The organism is Pseudomonas sp. GW821-FHT07F05 (assembly GCF_059418765.1).
In genome coordinates this window covers 20,205-38,406 of sequence record NZ_JBWKQL010000008.1, presented here as the reverse complement: position 1 = coordinate 38,406, position 18,202 = coordinate 20,205, and the positions used below count along the sequence as shown (strand labels likewise).

The following is an 18,202-nucleotide window of genomic DNA, read 5'->3' as shown; positions in this document are numbered from 1 at the left end:
AATGCGCCCATCTGCCCCGCCTGATGTAAGGATGTCCGATGCCCGATTCTGTTGCTGCCAGCTTGCGACTTGCGCCCGAAGCGCTGACCCGTCCCTTTTCCGCTGAACAGTTCAGCTTCACGACAACCAACGATCTGGAACCCTTTCGCGGCGTACTCGGCCAGGAGCGCGCTGTCGAAGCCCTGCAATTCGGCGTCGCCATGCCGCGCCCTGGTTACAACGTGTTCGTCATGGGCGAGCCCGGCACCGGCCGCTTTTCCTTCGTCAAGCGCTACCTCAAGGCCGAAGCCAAGCGCATGCAGACGCCGTCGGACTGGGTGTACGTCAACAATTTCGATGACGCCCGCGAGCCGCGCGCCCTTGAACTGCCGCCCGGCAGCGCCAGTGCGTTCATTGCCGACATCAACGGACTGATCGACAACCTGCTGTCGACATTTCCTGCGGTGTTCGAACATCCGTCCTACCAGCAGAAGAAGAGTGCGATTGACCGCGCCTTCAATCAGCGCTACGACCGCGCCCTCGATGTCATCGAACGTCTTGCGCTGGAAAAAGACATCGCGCTGTACCGCGACAACACCAACATTGCGTTCACCCCGATGCTCGAAGGCAAGGCGCTGGACGAGGCCGAGTTTTCGCAATTGCCGGAAGCCGAGCGCGAGCGTTTTCACACCGATATTTCGACGCTGGAAGAGCGGTTGAATGAAGAACTCGCCAGCCTGCCGCAGTGGAAGCGCGAGTCCAACAACCAGATGCGTGAGCTCAATGAAGAGACCATCATCCTTGCGCTTCAGCCGCTGCTGGCACCGTTGTCCGAGCAGTACGCCGAGAACGCCGCGGTGTGCGCCTACCTTCAGGCAGTGCAGGTCAACCTGCTCAGGACCGTGGTCGAGCAACTCGTCGACGACAGCAAAACCGATGCCCAGGCGCGCAAGCTGCTCGAAGAGCAATACTGCCCGAGCCTGATGGTCGGGCATTCCGTCAGCGGCGGCGCGCCGGTGGTATTCGAGCCGCACCCGACCTACGACAACCTTTTCGGTCGCATCGAATACAGCACCGACCAGGGCGCGCTTTACACCACCTATCGTCAGCTGCGCCCCGGAGCATTTCACCGGGCCAACGGCGGTTTTCTGGTGCTGGAAGCCGAGAAAATGCTCAGCGAGCCGTTCGTGTGGGACGCCCTCAAGCGCTCCCTGCAATCGCGCAAACTGAAGATGGAAGCGCCGCTGGGTGAACTGGGTCGTCTGGCCACCGTTACGCTGACCCCGCAGACCATCCCGCTGCAGGTCAAAGTCATCATCATTGGCGCGCGGTCGCTGTATTACACGCTGCAGGACCTCGATCCGGACTTCCAGGAAATGTTCCGGGTGCTGGTGGATTTCGACGAAGACATCCCGATGGTCGACGAGAGCCTGGAGCAGTTCGCCCAGTTGCTCAAAACCCGGACCTCGGAGGAGGGCATGGCGCCGCTGACGGCGGATGCAGTCGCGCGCCTTGCCACGTACAGCGCGCGCCTCGCCGAGCACCAGGGGCGCTTGTCGGCGCGCATCGGCGATCTGTTCCAACTGGTCAGCGAAGCGGACTTCATTCGCAGTGTGGCCGGTGACGAGCGCACTGACGCCGGGCACATCGAGCGCGCGTTGAAGGCCAAGGCCACCCGCACCGGTCGTGTGTCGGCCCGAATTCTCGATGACATGCTCGCTGGCATCATCCTGATCGACACTCAGGGCGCGGCGGTCGGCAAGTGCAACGGCCTGACGGTGCTGGAAGTGGGGGATTCCGCGTTCGGTGTGCCGGCGCGCATCTCGGCGACGGTTTACCCGGGCGGTAGCGGCATCGTCGACATCGAGCGTGAAGTCAACCTGGGCCAGCCGATTCACTCCAAAGGGGTAATGATCCTCACCGGTTATCTGGGCAGCCGTTACGCCCAGGAATTCCCGCTGGCCATTTCCGCGAGCATCGCGCTGGAACAGTCCTACGGCTACGTCGATGGCGACAGCGCTTCCCTCGGCGAGGTCTGCACGCTGATTTCCGCCTTGTCGAAAACCCCGCTCAAACAGTGTTTCGCTATCACCGGATCGATCAACCAGTTCGGCGAAGTCCAGGCGGTCGGCGGCGTCAACGAGAAGATCGAAGGCTTCTTCCGACTCTGCGAAGCCCGAGGTCTTACGGGCGATCAAGGCGCGATCATTCCCCACGCCAACGTCGCCACGCTGATGCTGGACGAGCGCGTGCTGCAAGCCGTGCGCGCGGGGCAGTTCCACGTGTACGCCGTGCGTCAGGTGGATGAGGCGCTGAGTCTGTTGGTCGGCATGCCGGTGGGTGAAGCGGACGAGGACGGTCAATTCCCCGATGATTCGGTGAACGGCAGGGTGGTGGACCGCCTGCGCGACATCGCTGAAATGCTCAGCGACGACGACCTCAAAGAGCTCGAAAAGGAGGCGCCACAATTACAGCCCGAGCTGAAAAGCTAGGCCTTTGACGTCAATGAAACGGGGCGTTTGATGGCCAAATGACCATTCGGCGCCCTTTTCGTTTTCGCGCTTTTCCAACGGGGTAGTTGTTCGATATTGTCGGGTTGCAGCAGTTGTCAAAGGGACTGACGCGTTTCCTTCGTTATGCGAAGGATATGAATACTGCAATCAATAAGGAGCTCGCCATGCCGCGCAGCCTCTGTCTCACTCGCCAATGCCTGGGTCTGGTGACCCGAATCGAATGTGTTGTTCGCCCGCTGTCAGGCGATAAAGGAATGTGGACCTTGCTGTTCGCCGCCGGGATGTCTGGCGAACAGCCCTCCGCACTCAAGGCTCAGGGACCTTTTCATGGACCGGTTGCTGCCGAATCGGTCCTTGATGCCATTGCCGAAAGCCTCCTGCTGCATGGCTATCAAACGGCGGAGGAGATCCCGATCTGGGGCCTTCACCTTCAGGGGGAGCTGCGAAGAATCAACAGCGACGCCGCCGTGGGTCAGCGGACGTCTCCCGCCAACTGACCCCTTCGTTTCGAGGCGTTCCGCGTCTGCCTTCTACGGTCTGCAGACGCGGATTTGCCGAGCTTCCCCCCATGCCCGATCGGGCGTTATTGTTTCAACTCTTTTCGCAGTGGGTTGTGCTAATCGGCCCTCGCCCTATACTCGCGAGCTTTTAAATTATCAGTGAGCTTCAATGGAACGTTTTATCGAAAATGCCATGTACGCATCCCGCTGGCTGCTGGCGCCGATCTACTTTGGTTTGTCTCTGGGGCTTCTGGCGCTGGCGCTGAAGTTTTTCCAGGAAATCTTCCACATCATCCCCAACGTATTCGCGCTGGCCGAATCTGACCTGATCCTTGTGCTGCTGTCGTTGATCGACATGGCGCTGGTCGGTGGTTTGCTGGTCATGGTGATGATCTCCGGCTACGAGAACTTCGTGTCGCAGCTGGACATCGACGAAGGCAAGGAAAAGCTCAACTGGCTGGGCAAGATGGATTCTTCGTCGCTGAAGATGAAAGTCGCTGCGTCCATCGTCGCGATTTCGTCCATTCACCTGTTGCGGGTGTTCATGGACGCCAAGAACATCGAGCCGCAGTACCTGATGTGGTACGTGATCATCCACATGACCTTTGTTGTGTCGGCCTGCGCCATGGGCTTTCTGGACAAAGTCACCAAGCACTGATCGACTTCCTGCGACCCGCGAGGATTTGCCATGAACCTTCAGGAACTCATTTCCCACGCCAGCACCAGAGGTGTTGAAGAGCTCAATCTGATCTCCATCGAAGGCGGCATTTACTTGCTGGAAGCCAGGATGCAGGGCGTCGCGCATCGTTTGGTCGATGCGCAGAACAAGGCATTGCACCTGCGCTCAGTCGAGCACGCACGCGAACTGCTGCAGCCGGTTGCGCCGATGCCGTTCAATCTGGTCCACGCCGTGGTTCACGACGAGATGTGCGGCGTGAACGACGACCTGAATCAAGACGTCAAAATCCCCCTGGCTTTTCGATCCGCCTGGTAGAGGTTACGGGTATTACGCTTTGTGCTAGGCTGCCCGGCCTTTAAATACGGGCGCCTGAGGGCGCTCTTCAGCGGAGCAGTCTCATGTCCGAAGTCAATCTGTCCACCGACGAAACCCGCGTCAGCTACGGTATTGGCCGTCAACTGGGCGACCAACTGCGTGACAACCCGCCACCGGGCGTCGACCTGGACGCTATTCTGGCTGGCCTGACCGACGCTTTCGCCGGCAAGCCGAGCCGTGTTGGCCAGGAAGAAATGGGCGCGAGCTTCAAAGTCATCCGCGAAATCATGCAAGCCGAAGCAGCAGCCAAAGCTGAAGCAGCGGCTGGCGCAGGCAAGGAATACCTGACTGAAAACGCCAAGCGTGATGGCGTGACCACTCTGGCCTCCGGTCTGCAATATGAAGTGATCACTGCGGGCGAGGGCGCTCAGCCGACCCGCGAAAGCAACGTGCGCACCCATTACCACGGCATGCTGATCGACGGCACTGTGTTTGACAGCTCCTACGATCGTGGCGAGCCGGCTGAATTCCCGGTGGGCGGCGTGATTCCAGGCTGGACCGAAGCTCTTCAACTGATGAAGGCCGGCAGCAAATGGCGCCTGTACGTTCCTAGCGAACTGGCCTACGGCGCTCAAGGCGTTGGCAGCATTCCGCCACACAGCGTCCTGGTCTTCGACGTCGAGCTGCTCGACGTTCTGTAAGGTTCACGATTCACGCTCGACAGATGCCGAGTCAGCCCCGCGCTGGCTCGGCATCGTCGTTTTATCTGTTCTCATCAATGCAGTTCAATGGCCGGGCGCAATGCCCGCGCATAGCAGAACAGAAACAGACTTCGCACCATCTCCTTCTGAACACCGGGTTCGCTTGAGCTCAAGCTGCTGACATCCAGATCCCCCTGATCACGCAACTCGTCGAGCGCCTCTTCCTCCAGCACTGCACACACTTTGCCCGTCTCGCGATCCAGAATGCGAAGGTAGGGCTGTGGGCGATCAAGCCAGGCATCAATCAGATACGTCATGTGATTCTCCTTGAGTGTTTCAATGAGAATAATTCTTATCTGAGGAATAGCAAGGATCTATTTGAGATTAATTCGCATTAGAGCGTTAGGTCTATCAAACGGTCCTGAATCGCAGGCAACAAAAAGCCCGTCACGTGGACGGGCGTTCGGTGGAGCAGGGCAGCGGTCAGTGCGTGCGCGCGACCGCAAATTCACTCAGCTCGACGAGGGCGTCGCGGTAGATGCTCGGGGGCAGCACATCCAGGCAGGCAATGGCGCGAGCAATGTAGTCGCGTGCAAGCTGGGCTGTGTATTCGAGGGCGCCTGACTTTTCCACAGCATCGCGGATGCTTTCGAGATCTTCCAGGCCGCCCTTCTGAATGGCCTGACGAACCAGCGCGGCTTGTTCAGGGGTGCCTTCACGCATGGTGTAGATCAGCGGCAGGGTAGGCTTGCCTTCGGCGAGGTCGTCGCCGACGTTCTTGCCGAGGGTTTCGGCGTCGCCGCGATAGTCCAGCAGGTCGTCGACCAACTGGAAAGCGACCCCCAGATGATCACCAAAGGTGCGCAGTGCTTCGCTTTGCTCGGGACCGGCATTGGCCAGTGCGGCGGCGCTGTGGGTCGATGCTTCGAAGAGCATCGCGGTTTTGCCGCGGATGACCTCCATGTAGGTTTCTTCGGTGGTGCTGGCGTCGCGCACTTTCGACAGCTGCAACACTTCGCCTTCCGCGATAACCCGGGTAGCCTTCGACAGGATCTGCATCACCTGCATCGAGCCCAGTTCGACCATCATCTCAAACGAGCGCGAATACAGAAAATCCCCTACCAGCACGCTCGGTGCGTTGCCCCACATCGCGTTGGCGGTCGAGCGGCCACGGCGCATGCCGGACATGTCGACGACGTCATCGTGCAGCAGGGTCGCGGTGTGCAGGAATTCGATGGTTGCGGCCAACAGGCGCAGGTCATCACCGCCAGAGCCCAGCGCTTTGCCGCACAACAGAACGAGCAACGGGCGCAGGCGTTTACCGCCAGCGGAAGTGATGTAGTCGCCGATTTTGGAGACCAGCGGCACGCGCGATGTCAGCTGCTTCTTGATAATGTGGTCGACGGCGGTAAAGTCGTCTGCCACAGCGGTGTAGAAGGCTTGGGGTTGCATCAGCGAGACGTGCTCCAGAAGGGTTGCGCGGCATGCTAGGTTGCAGGCCCCACCCTGTCAAGGCGTGACATAACGCAGCTTGCAAGGCGTTGATCGCTTGCGTACAATCGCGCACCCTAACTTCCTGGGCAGCACCTGCCTTACGCAATTGCATGTCGGCCTTCCAGCCTTGTGCAGCCATGCCAGCCAATACCTCTTCCTATAAAGAGCTGGGTGAGCAGGATTATCGGAGATACACCATGTCTTATGCAGTAATCGTTACTGGCGGCAAGCAATACAAGGTCGCCCCAGGTGAATACCTGAAGATTGAGAAACTGGAAATCGCTACCGGCGAATCCGTTACCTTTGATCGCGTTCTGTTGGTTGCCAATGGCGACGACGTGAACATCGGCGCTCCAGTTGTTGCAGGCGCTACCGTTGTGGCTGAAGTGATCTCCCAAGGTCGTCACGATAAAGTCCGCATCATCAAGTTCCGTCGTCGTAAGCACCACATGAAGCGTATGGGCCACCGCCAGTGGTACACCGAGATCAAAATCACCGGTATTCAGGCTTAATTTCAGCCTAATCCTCACTAGGAGAATTGACTCATGGCACACAAAAAAGCTGGTGGTAGTACCCGTAACGGTCGCGACTCAGAAGCCAAACGCCTTGGCGTGAAGATGTATGGCGGCCAGGTTATCGTTCCGGGCAACATCATCGTGCGTCAGCGCGGCACCCAATTCCACGCTGGCTACGGCGTTGGTATGGGCAAGGATCACACCCTGTTCGCTAAAGTCGAAGGCGTGATCAAGTTCCAGGTTAAGGGCGCCTTCGGTCGTCGCTATGTAAGCATCGTGCCAAAGACTGAAGTCGCGGCATAATCTTGCGTTCAGGGGGTTGAGGGCCTGACCTTCACGCCTCCTGAGCTGAAAAGCCCTGTCGATGACAGGGCTTTTTCGTTTGTAGAAGGTCCTGTTTCTGGTGAGTCTCTTGCAAAGCTGTTTGTGTGGGCCGTTGTGGTGTGAAGTCGCTGGTTTTTGATCGGTATCGCAACGCTCATCTTTGCAAGAGCCTTATGAATCAATGTTGTTTGCTCGTCTTTGTGACGGGAGGCGTGCGCTATGAAATTTGTTGATGAAGTATCCATTCGAGTAAAGGCCGGTGATGGCGGTAACGGTTGCATGAGCTTCCGCCGCGAAAAATTCATCGAGAACGGTGGTCCCAACGGCGGTGATGGTGGTGACGGCGGCTCGATCTACATGATCGCTGACGAAAACCTCAACACCCTGGTCGACTACCGCTACACCCGCCACTTCGACGCCGAGCGCGGTTCGAACGGCGGCAGCACCGACTGCACAGGTCGCAAGGGTGAAGAGCTGGTGTTGCGCGTGCCGGTCGGCACCACCGTGATCGACGCCGGTACCCAAGAGGTCATCGGTGACCTGACCAAGGCCGGTCAGCGTCTGCTGGTGGCCCATGGTGGCTGGCACGGTCTGGGTAACACGCGTTTCAAATCCAGTACCAACCGTGCGCCGCGTCAGACCACTCCGGGCAAGCCGGGTGAGCAGCGTGACCTCAAGCTGGAGCTGAAAGTACTGGCTGACGTCGGTCTGCTCGGTTTGCCGAATGCCGGCAAGAGCACGTTCATTCGTTCGGTATCGGCTGCCAAGCCAAAGGTCGCCGATTACCCGTTCACTACGCTGGTGCCGAACCTGGGCGTTGTCAGTGTCGATCGCTGGAAAAGCTTTGTCATCGCCGATATTCCCGGCTTGATCGAAGGCGCTTCCCACGGTGCCGGTCTGGGGATTCGCTTCCTCAAGCACCTGGCGCGTACGCGTCTGCTCCTGCACCTCGTCGACATGGCGCCGCTGGATGAAAGCAGCGCGCCGGATGCCGCCGAAGTCATCGTCAACGAGCTGGTCAAGTTCAGTCCTGCGCTGGCCGACCGTGATCGCTGGCTGGTGCTGAACAAGTGCGACCAGATCCTCGAAGAAGAGCATGAAGCCCGCAAGCAGGAGATCATTGATCGCCTGGAGTGGACCGGCCCTGTCTACGTGATCTCGGCCATCGCCAAAGAAGGCACCGATCGCCTGACACACGACATCATGCGCTATCTCGAAGATCGCGCTGACCGTCTGGCCAATGACCCGGCCTACGCTGCCGAGCTGGCTGAGCTGGATCAACGCATCGAAGACGAAGCCCGTGCCCAGCTGCAGGCGCTGGATGATCAGCGTGCTCTGCGCCGTAGCGGCGTGAAGAGCGTGCATGACATCGGCGATGACGATTGGGATGAGGAAGACGTGGAAGACGAAGATGGTCCGGAAATCATTTACGTCCGCGACTGATCGACTGCAGTAAACTACGACGCCGCTCTTGAAGCGGCGTTTTAGTATCTAGAATTCGGACTCTCTGGCTTAAGGTTGAAAGATCATGCGGAGCAAGGTGACAGGTGCCCAGCGTTGGGTGGTGAAGATCGGAAGTGCGCTGCTGACGGCGGACGGCAAGGGTCTGGATCGCAACGCGATGGGTGTTTGGGTCGAGCAGATGGTGGCGCTGCATGAGGCAGGTGTCGAACTGGTCCTGGTGTCGTCCGGCGCGGTAGCGGCCGGCATGAGTCGTCTGGGCTGGACTGCGCGACCGAGTGCCATGCATGAGCTTCAGGCTGCTGCAGCGATTGGTCAGATGGGTCTGGTGCAGGCGTGGGAGTCCAGCTTTGCCGAGCATCAGCGGCACACCGCGCAGATTCTGCTCACCCACGACGATCTGTCTGATCGCAAGCGCTACCTGAACGCCCGAAGCACGTTGCGCACCCTGGTTGAGCTGGGCGTCGTCCCTGTCATCAATGAAAACGACACGGTCGTCACCGACGAGATTCGTTTTGGCGACAACGACACTCTGGCGGCGCTGGTGGCCAACTTGGTTGAAGCCGACCTATTGGTCATCCTGACCGACCGTGACGGCATGTTCGACGCCGACCCTCGCAACAATCCTGAAGCGCAGCTCATTTATGAAGCTCGCGCCGATGATCCCGCCCTTGATGCAGTGGCCGGCGGCACCGGCGGTGCACTGGGTCGTGGTGGCATGCAGACCAAATTGCGTGCTGCACGACTCGCCGCTCGTTCCGGCGCGCACACCGTGATTGTGGGTGGTCGCATCGAGCGTGTCCTTGCGCGTTTGAAGGCCGGTGAGCGATTGGGCACGTTGCTGTCCCCGGAGCGCGAGATGCTCGCGGCTCGCAAGCAGTGGCTGGCCGGGCATCTGCAAACCCGTGGCACGCTGGTGCTGGACGAGGGCGCGGTGAAGGCATTGACCGAAAGCCACAAGAGCCTGTTGCCAGTCGGCGTCAAGCTGGTGCAGGGCAGCTTTCGTCGCGGCGAGATGGTCGTGTGCGTGGCGGCTGACGGTCGCGAGATCGCCCGCGGTCTCAGCAATTACAGTGCGCTCGAGGCGCAGAAGATCATCGGCCTGCCCTCTGACGCCATTGTCAAAGAGTTGGGTTACATGGCTGAGCCTGAGCTCGTGCACCGTGACAACCTGATTCTGGTCTGAAGTGCATTATCAAAAGAAGGAAGCATACATGCGAGTCATGAAAGGGCTGGTAGGCGCGTTACTGATGTTGCCAGTGCTGGCGTCGGCTGAAGAGATCGGCCAGGTGTCCACCGTGTTCAAGATGGTCGGTCCGAACGATCGGATCGTGGTCGAAGCTTTCGACGACCCCAAAGTCGACGGCGTGACGTGCTATCTGTCCCGCGCGAAAACCGGTGGGGTAAAGGGCGGTCTAGGCCTGGCTGAAGATCGTGCCGAAGCGTCCATCGCTTGCCGGCAGGTCGGTCCCATTCACTTCAAGGAGCAATTGAAGGATGGTGACGAGGTGTTCAAGGAGCGGACTTCGCTGGTGTTCAAGACCATGCAGGTCGTGCGATTCCTCGACAAGAAGCGCAACACGCTGGTGTATCTCGTCTACAGCGACAAGGTGATCGAGGGCAGTCCGCAGAACGCCGTGACCGCGATCCCGATTCTGCCGTGGGCGCCTGCTCCCGCGCCTTGATGCTGAAGCGTCAAATCAAAGGCAATAAAAAACCGACCCTGAGGTCGGTTTTTTAACAAGCGGATCGCTTAGGCTGCAGCAGCAAGGTTCAGAGCCTTGATGTGGCCATTCAAGCGACCTTTATGGCGAGCAGCTTTGTTCTTGTGGATGATGCCTTTATCGGCCATACGGTCGATAACTGGCACGGCCAGAACATAAGCAGCTTGCGCTTTTTCAGCGTCTTTAGCGTCGATGGCTTTAACTACATTCTTGATGTAGGTACGAACCATGGAACGCATGCTGGCGTTGTGGCTGCGACGCTTCTCAGCCTGTTTTGCACGTTTTTTGGCGGAAGGTGTGTTGGCCACCGTCGAGCTCCTCGAAAGACTTGGGAAATAGCTAACAAAATAGGCCGCGAATCATGCCGATGAGATTGACGCTTGTCAAGGGCAGTTGATGCGTTCCGCTGAGTGGTCGCGGTGTGGTGCCGAGGTGATTTCTTTCCGGCGTGCGACCTGTAAACTCGCGGGCTTTGGCTCTGAGCTGTTTTGCGGCGCGGAGTATCGCATATATGGAACGCGCTTTGGCGCTTCCTTTGGTCAGGCGTACAACCTTTCGATGAATCTACTCAAATCGCTTGCCGCCGTTAGCTCTATTACGATGCTTTCGCGGGTGCTGGGCTTTGTCCGCGATACCATCATCGCGCGCGCATTCGGCGCCGGAATGGCCACTGATGCCTTCTTTATCGCCTTCAAACTGCCTAACCTGCTGCGCCGGATCTTTGCCGAGGGCGCCTTTTCCCAGGCATTCGTGCCGATCCTGGCGGAATACAAAAGCCAGCAGGGCGAGGAGGCAACCCGCACATTTGTTGCGTATGTCACCGGCTTGCTGACGTTGGCGCTGGCGATCGTCACTGTGCTGGGCGTCGTGTTCGCCCCTTGGGTCATCTGGGCGACTGCGCCGGGATTTGCCGACACGCCGGAGAAATTCCAGCTCACCTCGGACCTGTTGCGGGTGACCTTTCCTTATATATTGCTCATCTCGCTGTCTTCGCTGGCCGGCGCGATCCTCAATACGTGGAATCGCTTCTCCGTTCCGGCGTTCGTGCCGACGCTGCTCAATTTGGCGATGATCTTCTTCGCCCTGTTTCTCACGCCGTATTTCCACCCGCCCGTCATGGCGCTGGGCTGGGCGGTGCTGGCGGGTGGGCTGCTGCAGCTTCTCTATCAGCTGCCGCATCTGAAAAAGATCGGCATGTTGGTGCTGCCGCGCCTCAACCTGCGCGACACCGGGGTCTGGCGGGTGATGAAGCAAATGCTGCCGGCCATGCTCGGGGTCTCTGTCAGTCAGATATCGCTGATCATCAACACGATCTTCGCCTCGTTCCTTGTCGCCGGCTCGGTGTCCTGGATGTACTACGCCGACCGTCTGATGGAGCTGCCTTCTGGTGTGCTGGGCGTGGCGTTGGGGACGATTCTTCTGCCGATTCTCTCGAAAACCTACGCCAGCCGGGATCGCCACGAATATTCGCGCATCCTCGACTGGGGCCTGCGCCTGTGCTTCCTGCTGGTGCTCCCGTGCACCTTGGCGCTCGGATTGCTCGCCGAGCCGCTGACGGTTTCGCTGTTCCAGTACGGCAAGTTCGACGGCGAAGATGCCGCGATGACTCAGCGTGCGCTGGTCGCGTATTCGGTCGGACTGCTCGGGATTATCGTGATCAAGGTGCTGGCCCCCGGCTTTTATGCCCAACAAAATATCCGCACTCCGGTGAAAATCGCGATCTTCACCCTCATAGTGACTCAGCTGTTCAACCTGCTTTTCGTCTACGTCATCCACTTGGCTCATGCGGGTCTGGCGCTGGCGATCAGCGCGGGCGCATGCCTGAACGCCTTGCTGCTGTTCTGGCAGTTGCGCAAGCAGGACCTGTTTCAGCCGCAGCCAGGGTGGCCGGTGTTTTTGGGCAAGCTGATTGTCGCCGTGGCGGTGATGTCCGCCGTGCTGCTGGGCCTGATGCATGTGATGCCCGTCTGGTCGGACGGTGAGATGCTGCAGCGATTCCTGCGCCTGGGCGGGCTGGTGCTGGCAGGTGTCCTGGCGTATTTCGGCACCTTGTTGGTGTTGGGTTTCCGTGTCAGGCATTTCGCCCGCAAGGCGATCCTGTAGGATCAGTCGTCGTTTTCTGCCGGTTAACGTCGATTGTTGCGGTTTGCTCGGATGTGTCGCCTGTCGTTGACGGCGGTGTGTGGTTATAATCGGCCACTTTATGAGCAAGAAGCGCGTTATGCAGCTGGTTCGAGGCCTTCACAATCTGCGCCCGCAGCACCGGGGCTGCGTCGCCACCATTGGCAATTTCGACGGTGTTCACCGGGGTCACCAGGCTATCCTGGCGCGCCTGCGTGAGCGTGCCGTCGAGCTGGGTTTGCCCAGTTGTGTGGTGATCTTCGAACCGCAACCGCGCGAGTTCTTCGCTCCCGAGACGGCGCCGGCCCGCCTGGCCCGACTGCGTGACAAGCTTGATCTGCTTGCTGGCGAGGGCGTTGATCTGGTGTTGTGTCTGGCATTCAACCAGCGTTTCAGCAGGCTCAGCGCATCCGAGTTTGTCGACACTGTGCTGATAGATGGCCTGGGCGTGAAGCATCTGGAGGTCGGCGACGACTTCCGCTTTGGCTGCGACCGGATCGGTGATTTTGATTTCCTGCAAAACGTAGGCGCCGAGAAGGGCTTTACCGTCGAAGCGGCACAGACTGTCGAGATCGACGGCTTCCGCGTCAGCAGCACCAAGGTGCGCACCGCGCTGGCCGCCGCAGACTTCAAACTGGCGGAGCATTTGCTGGGCCGCCCGTTCGAGATTTCCGGCCGCGTGCTGCATGGCCAGAAACTGGCGCGTCAGCTGGGTACGCCCACCGCCAACGTGCAACTCAAACGTCGTCGCGTGCCATTGACCGGTGTCTATCTGGTCAGCGCGCAGATTGACGGCAAGGTGTGGCCGGGCGTCGCCAACATTGGCGTGCGTCCCAGCGTGGCGGGCGATGGACGTCCCCACCTGGAGATTCACCTTCTGGATTTTACCGGCGATATCTATGGCCGGCGTTTGACGGTGGTATTCCACCAGAAGCTGCGTGATGAGCAGCGCTTTGCCTCCCTTGAGGCGCTCAAGACGGCGATCGATGCGGATGTCGCTGCCGCTCGTGCCCACTGGCACGACCAACCGCTAAACTTTAGAGCCTGAAATGACCGACTACAAAGCCACGCTTAATCTTCCGGACACCGCCTTCCCGATGAAGGCCGGCCTGCCCCAGCGCGAGCCGCAAACTCTGCAGCGCTGGGACAGCATTGGCCTGTACCAGAAGCTGCGCGAAATTGGCAAGGATCGGCCCAAGTTCGTGCTGCACGACGGGCCTCCGTACGCCAACGGCAATATCCACATCGGTCATGCGGTCAACAAGATTCTCAAGGACATGATCGTTCGCTCGAAGACCCTTTCGGGCTTCGACGCGCCTTATGTTCCGGGCTGGGATTGCCACGGTCTGCCGATCGAGCACAAGGTCGAGGTCACCCACGGCAAAAACCTGCCTGCGGACAAGACCCGCGAACTGTGCCGTGCCTACGCGGCCGAGCAGATCGAAGGCCAGAAAGCCGAGTTCATTCGTCTGGGCGTGCTCGGCGACTGGGACAACCCGTACCGCACCATGGACTTCGCCAACGAAGCCGGGGAAATCCGCGCGCTGGCCGAAATGGTCAAGAACGGCTTCGTCTTCAAGGGCCTGAAGCCGGTCAACTGGTGTTTCGACTGCGCCTCGGCATTGGCTGAAGCAGAAGTCGAATATCAGGACAAGAAATCGTCCACCATCGACGTGGCCTTCCCGGTTGCCGATGCCGACAAGCTCGCTGCAGCCTTCGGTCTGCCGAGCCTGAGCAAACCTGCTGCCATCGTGATCTGGACCACCACCCCGTGGACCATCCCGGCGAACCAGGCGCTCAACGTTCACCCGGAATTCACCTACGCGCTGGTCGATACCGGCGAGCGTCTGCTGGTGCTGGCCGAGGAATTGGTTGAGTCCTGCCTGAAGCGCTGGAACCTCGAAGGTTCGGTGTTGGCGACGGCCGAGGGTTCGGCGCTTGAGCTGATCAATTTCCGTCATCCGTTCTACGATCGTCTGTCGCCCATCTATCTGGCCGACTACGTCGAGCTGGGCGCCGGTACCGGTGTGGTTCACTGCTCGCCGGCCTATGGCGTCGATGACTTCGTGATCTGCAAAGCCTACGGCCTGACCAATGACGACATCATCAGCCCGGTGCAGAGCAACGGCGTGTACAGCCCGTCGCTGGAGTTCTTTGGCGGCCAGTTCATCTTCAAGGCCAACCAGCCCATCATCGACAAGCTGACCGAAGTCGGCGCGTTGCTGCACACCGAAACCATCACCCACAGCTACATGCACTGCTGGCGCCACAAGACGCCGCTGATCTACCGCGCCACCGCGCAGTGGTTCGTCGGCATGGACAAGCAGCCAGCGTCGGGCGACACCCTGCGCAACCGCGCCGTGAAAGCCATCGAAGAAACCAAGTTCGTCCCGGCATGGGGGCAGGCGCGCCTGCACTCGATGATCGCCAACCGCCCTGACTGGTGCATCTCCCGTCAGCGCAACTGGGGTGTGCCGATCCCGTTTTTTCTGAACAAGGAAAGCGGCGAGCTGCACCCGCGCACCGTTGAGCTGATGGAAGAAGTCGCCCAGCGCGTCGAGCAGGAAGGCATCGAAGCCTGGTTCAAGATGGACGCGGCCGAGCTGTTGGGTGACGAAGCGCCGCAGTACGACAAGATCTCCGACACCCTGGACGTCTGGTTCGATTCCGGCACCACGCACTGGCATGTGCTGCGCGGCTCGCACCCGATGGGCCACGAAACCGGTCCACGCGCCGACCTGTACCTGGAAGGCTCCGACCAGCACCGTGGCTGGTTCCACTCGTCGCTGCTGACCGGTTGCGCCATCGACAATCACGCGCCGTACCGTGAATTGCTCACCCATGGTTTTACCGTGGACGAGAACGGCCGCAAGATGTCCAAGTCGCTGGGCAACGTCATCGCACCGCAGAAAGTCAACGACACGCTGGGCGCCGACATTATGCGTCTGTGGGTTTCGGCGACCGATTACTCCGGCGAAATGGCCGTCTCGGACACCATCTTGCAGCGCAGCGCCGATGCGTACCGTCGCATCCGCAACACCGCGCGTTTCCTGCTCTCGAACCTGACCGGCTTCAACCCGGCCACCGACCTGCTGCCCGCCGAAGACATGCTCGCGCTGGATCGCTGGGCCGTGGATCGCGCGCTGCTGCTGCAACGTGAGCTGGAAGAGCATTACGGCGAATACCGTTTCTGGAACGTCTACTCGAAGGTGCACAATTTCTGCGTGCAGGAATTGGGCGGCTTCTACCTCGACATCATCAAGGATCGCCAGTACACCACCGGCGCCAACAGCAAGGCGCGTCGCTCTTGCCAGACCGCGCTATTCCACATCTCCGAAGCGCTGGTTCGCTGGATCGCACCGATCCTGGCGTTTACCGCCGACGAGCTGTGGCAGTACCTGCCGGGCGAGCGTAACGAGTCGGTCATGCTCAACACCTGGTACCAGAACCTGAGCGAGCTGCCAGAAGGCTTCGAGCTGGACCGTGCCTACTGGGAGCGGATCATGGCGGTGAAGGTCGCGGTCAACAAGGAGATGGAGAACCTGCGCGCGGCCAAGGCCATCGGCGGCAACTTGCAGGCCGAAGTCACGCTGTACGCTGAAGACGCGCTGGTAGCGGATCTGTCCAAACTGAGCAACGAGCTGCGTTTCGTGCTCATCACCTCGACGGCCAGTGTCGCGCCTTTCGTCAGCGCGCCTGCCGATGCTGTGGTTACCGAAGTGGCCGGTTTGAAGCTCAAGGTCGTCAAATCCGGCCACGCCAAGTGCGCGCGCTGCTGGCATCACCGCGAGGACGTCGGGGTCAATCCTGAGCATCCGGAAATCTGCGGTCGTTGCGTCGACAACATCAGCGGTGCAGGCGAGGTTCGTCACTATGCCTAATGCATCGGCTGGCCGTATGGGCCGACTGGGTTGGTTGTGGCTGAGCGTGCTGGTGGTGGTCATTGACCAGGCGAGCAAGTTCTACTTCGAAAACCGTCTGGAGTTGTACGAGCAGATCGTCATCCTTCCTGACTACTTCAGCTGGATGCTGGCCTACAACACTGGCGCTGCGTTCAGCTTCCTGGCCGACAGTTCCGGCTGGCAGCGCTGGTTGTTTGCGCTGATTGCGGTCGTGGTGAGTGGGGTGCTGGTGGTCTGGCTCAAGCGCCTGGGGCGTGACGAAACCTGGCTGGCGATTGCCCTTGCCCTGATATTGGGTGGGGCGCTCGGCAATCTGTATGACCGAATCTTCATCGGCCATGTCATAGACTTTATCTTCGTGCATTGGAAAGAACACGGCTTCCCGGCCTTCAATGTCGCGGACAGCGCCATTACCGTTGGCGCGATCATGCTGGCTCTGGACATGTTCAAGAGCAAGAAAACCGGAGAAACCGTCAATGACTGATCAGTTGATGACCGAACAGGCTGCACAGGAAACACGCATCGGTCAGAACACGGAAGTCACCCTGCATTTCGCCCTGCACCTGGAAAACGGTGACACCGTCGACAGCACGTTCGACAAGGCCCCAGCGACCTTTAAGGTTGGCGATGGCAGCCTGCTTCCTGGCTTCGAAGCGCTGATTTTCGGTTTCAAAGCCGGCGACAAACGTACGCTCCAGGTGCCGCCGGAAAACGCTTTCGGTCAGCCGAACCCGCAGAATGTGCAGATCATGCCGCGCTCGCAATTCCAGAACATGGAGCTGTCCGAAGGGCTGCTGGTGATCTTCAATGATGCGGCGAATACCGAGCTGCCGGGCGTGGTAAAAGCGATGGACGATGATCAGGTCACCGTCGATTTCAATCATCCGCTGGCAGGCAAGACGTTGACCTTCGAAGTGGAAATTTTCGAGGTGAAGGCACTCTGAGCATCGCCAGAGCGCTTGGCCCCGGCACTGTTCGGGGCCTTTTCGTTTTTATGTTTCATTGCGCGTAGACACGAGGCACATCATGCAAATCAAACTCGCCAACCCACGAGGCTTCTGCGCCGGGGTGGACCGTGCGATCGAAATCGTCAATCGCGCGCTGGAAGTGTTTGGCCCGCCGATTTACGTGCGCCATGAAGTGGTTCATAACAAATTCGTCGTCGAAGACCTGCGCAGCCGTGGCGCGATCTTCGTCGAAGAGCTCGAGCAGGTGCCGGACGACGTCATCGTGATTTTCAGTGCCCACGGCGTGTCACAGGCGGTGCGCACCGAGGCGGCAGGTCGCGGTTTGAAGGTGTTCGACGCCACGTGTCCGCTGGTGACCAAAGTGCATATCGAGGTGGCGCGCTACAGCCGCGATGGCCGCGAGTGCATCCTCATCGGTCACGCCGGCCACCCGGAAGTCGAAGGCACGATGGGCCAGTACGACGCCAGCAATGGCGGCGCGATCTATCTGGTCGAAGACGAAGCGGACGTCGCCAAGCTGCAGGTCGGCAACCCCGAGAACCTGGCTTTCGTGACCCAGACGACGTTGTCGATGGACGACACCAGCCGTGTGATCGACGCCTTGCGCTCGCGATTCCCGGCCATTGGCGGTCCGCGTAAAGACGACATCTGCTACGCCACGCAAAACCGGCAGGATGCGGTCAAGGTTCTGGCCGACGAGTGTGATGTAGTGCTGGTGGTCGGCAGCCCGAACAGCTCCAACTCCAATCGCCTGCGCGAACTGGCTGAGCGCATGTCGACTCCGGCCTATCTGATTGATGGTGCCGAAGACATGCAGCGCAGCTGGTTCGACGGCGTTGGACGCATCGGCATTACCGCCGGTGCTTCGGCGCCCGAGGTGCTGGTGCGTGGCGTGATTGAGCGGTTGCACGCCTGGGGCGCGACCGGCGCGGACGAACTGGCCGGGCGCGAGGAAAACATCACCTTCTCGATGCCGAAGGAATTGCGCGTCAAGTCACTGCTGTAA

General features: G+C 59.7%; 19 protein-coding genes. 16 read left to right on the top strand and 3 right to left on the bottom strand.

Features of this window, described 5'->3' with window-relative positions:
• Positions 1-38: 38 nt before the first annotated feature.
• The 5 genes from AC07RO_RS17125 to bamJ all read left to right on the top strand — a co-directional run bounded on the left by AC07RO_RS17125 (position 39) and on the right by bamJ (position 4,687).
• Positions 39-2,471, top strand: coding sequence for a Lon protease family protein (locus AC07RO_RS17125; RefSeq protein WP_495086636.1), 2,433 nt, complete (start codon positions 39-41; stop codon positions 2,469-2,471).
• 185 nt (positions 2,472-2,656) lie between these two features.
• A complete protein-coding gene (locus tag AC07RO_RS17120) occupies positions 2,657-2,989 on the top strand; it encodes a PA4575 family protein (RefSeq protein WP_192173472.1) in 333 nt (110 codons plus the stop codon).
• A gap of 172 nt (positions 2,990-3,161) precedes the next feature.
• Positions 3,162-3,650, top strand: a complete 489-nt coding sequence (locus tag AC07RO_RS17115) for a TIGR00645 family protein (RefSeq protein ID WP_122535348.1) — start codon at positions 3,162-3,164, stop codon at positions 3,648-3,650.
• Between the two features lie 30 nt (positions 3,651-3,680).
• On the top strand, positions 3,681-3,986 hold the full coding sequence (locus AC07RO_RS17110) for a DUF6482 family protein (protein ID WP_346629274.1): 306 nt from the start codon (positions 3,681-3,683) through the stop codon (positions 3,984-3,986).
• Between the two features lie 83 nt (positions 3,987-4,069).
• Entirely contained in the window at positions 4,070-4,687 is a 618-nt protein-coding gene (gene bamJ, locus AC07RO_RS17105) for a BamJ family beta-barrel-assembly machinery protein (protein ID WP_122535350.1), read from the top strand.
• A 74-nt stretch (positions 4,688-4,761) separates the two neighbouring features.
• Here bamJ and AC07RO_RS17100 read toward each other — a convergent pair whose 3' ends face one another.
• Both AC07RO_RS17100 and AC07RO_RS17095 read right to left on the bottom strand, forming a co-directional pair.
• Positions 4,762-5,004 (bottom strand): PA4570 family protein, encoded by a 243-nt coding sequence (locus AC07RO_RS17100; protein ID WP_192173403.1) that lies wholly within the window; start codon positions 5,002-5,004, stop codon positions 4,762-4,764.
• Between the two features lie 166 nt (positions 5,005-5,170).
• Positions 5,171-6,139, bottom strand: a complete 969-nt coding sequence (locus AC07RO_RS17095; RefSeq protein ID WP_192173402.1) for a polyprenyl synthetase family protein — start codon at positions 6,137-6,139, stop codon at positions 5,171-5,173.
• Between the two features lie 239 nt (positions 6,140-6,378).
• Between AC07RO_RS17095 and rplU the strand changes: the two genes are divergently transcribed.
• The 5 genes from rplU (at position 6,379) to AC07RO_RS17070 (ending at position 10,166) form a co-directional block, all read left to right on the top strand.
• Positions 6,379-6,693 carry a 50S ribosomal protein L21 gene (gene rplU, locus AC07RO_RS17090; protein ID WP_003176051.1) on the top strand — a complete coding sequence of 105 codons (315 nt, stop codon included), beginning with the start codon at positions 6,379-6,381 and terminating at the stop codon, positions 6,691-6,693.
• A gap of 33 nt (positions 6,694-6,726) precedes the next feature.
• On the top strand, positions 6,727-6,999 hold the full coding sequence (rpmA, locus tag AC07RO_RS17085; protein ID WP_037015434.1) for a 50S ribosomal protein L27: 273 nt from the start codon (positions 6,727-6,729) through the stop codon (positions 6,997-6,999).
• A gap of 240 nt (positions 7,000-7,239) precedes the next feature.
• A complete protein-coding gene (gene cgtA, locus AC07RO_RS17080; protein ID WP_282367114.1) occupies positions 7,240-8,463 on the top strand; it encodes an Obg family GTPase CgtA in 1,224 nt (407 codons plus the stop codon).
• Positions 8,464-8,548: 85 nt separating this feature from the next.
• Positions 8,549-9,667 (top strand): glutamate 5-kinase, encoded by a 1,119-nt coding sequence (gene proB / locus AC07RO_RS17075; protein WP_282367112.1) that lies wholly within the window; start codon positions 8,549-8,551, stop codon positions 9,665-9,667.
• Between the two features lie 28 nt (positions 9,668-9,695).
• Positions 9,696-10,166, top strand: a complete 471-nt coding sequence (locus AC07RO_RS17070; protein ID WP_282367111.1) for a CreA family protein — start codon at positions 9,696-9,698, stop codon at positions 10,164-10,166.
• Between the two features lie 68 nt (positions 10,167-10,234).
• Here AC07RO_RS17070 and rpsT read toward each other — a convergent pair whose 3' ends face one another.
• Positions 10,235-10,513 (bottom strand): 30S ribosomal protein S20, encoded by a 279-nt coding sequence (gene rpsT / locus AC07RO_RS17065; RefSeq protein WP_037015424.1) that lies wholly within the window; start codon positions 10,511-10,513, stop codon positions 10,235-10,237.
• Positions 10,514-10,763: 250 nt separating this feature from the next.
• Between rpsT and murJ the strand changes: the two genes are divergently transcribed.
• The 6 genes from murJ to ispH all read left to right on the top strand — a co-directional run bounded on the left by murJ (position 10,764) and on the right by ispH (position 18,202).
• Positions 10,764-12,308: a murein biosynthesis integral membrane protein MurJ gene (gene murJ, locus AC07RO_RS17060; RefSeq protein WP_495086635.1), complete on the top strand. Its 1,545-nt coding sequence runs from the start codon at positions 10,764-10,766 to the stop codon at positions 12,306-12,308.
• A 118-nt stretch (positions 12,309-12,426) separates the two neighbouring features.
• A complete protein-coding gene (gene ribF / locus AC07RO_RS17055; protein ID WP_192173398.1) occupies positions 12,427-13,374 on the top strand; it encodes a bifunctional riboflavin kinase/FAD synthetase in 948 nt (315 codons plus the stop codon).
• Between the two features lies 1 nt (position 13,375).
• Positions 13,376-16,207 (top strand): isoleucine--tRNA ligase, encoded by a 2,832-nt coding sequence (ileS, locus tag AC07RO_RS17050; RefSeq protein ID WP_282367101.1) that lies wholly within the window; start codon positions 13,376-13,378, stop codon positions 16,205-16,207.
• Entirely contained in the window at positions 16,200-16,712 is a 513-nt protein-coding gene (gene lspA, locus AC07RO_RS17045; protein ID WP_065987672.1) for a signal peptidase II, read from the top strand. Before ileS ends, lspA begins: the two co-directional genes overlap by 8 nt.
• Positions 16,713-16,719: 7 nt before the next feature.
• Complete coding sequence (fkpB, locus tag AC07RO_RS17040) at positions 16,720-17,172, top strand: FKBP-type peptidyl-prolyl cis-trans isomerase (protein WP_495086732.1); 453 nt, start codon at positions 16,720-16,722, stop codon at positions 17,170-17,172.
• 82 nt (positions 17,173-17,254) lie between these two features.
• Entirely contained in the window at positions 17,255-18,202 is a 948-nt protein-coding gene (gene ispH / locus AC07RO_RS17035) for a 4-hydroxy-3-methylbut-2-enyl diphosphate reductase (protein WP_495086634.1), read from the top strand.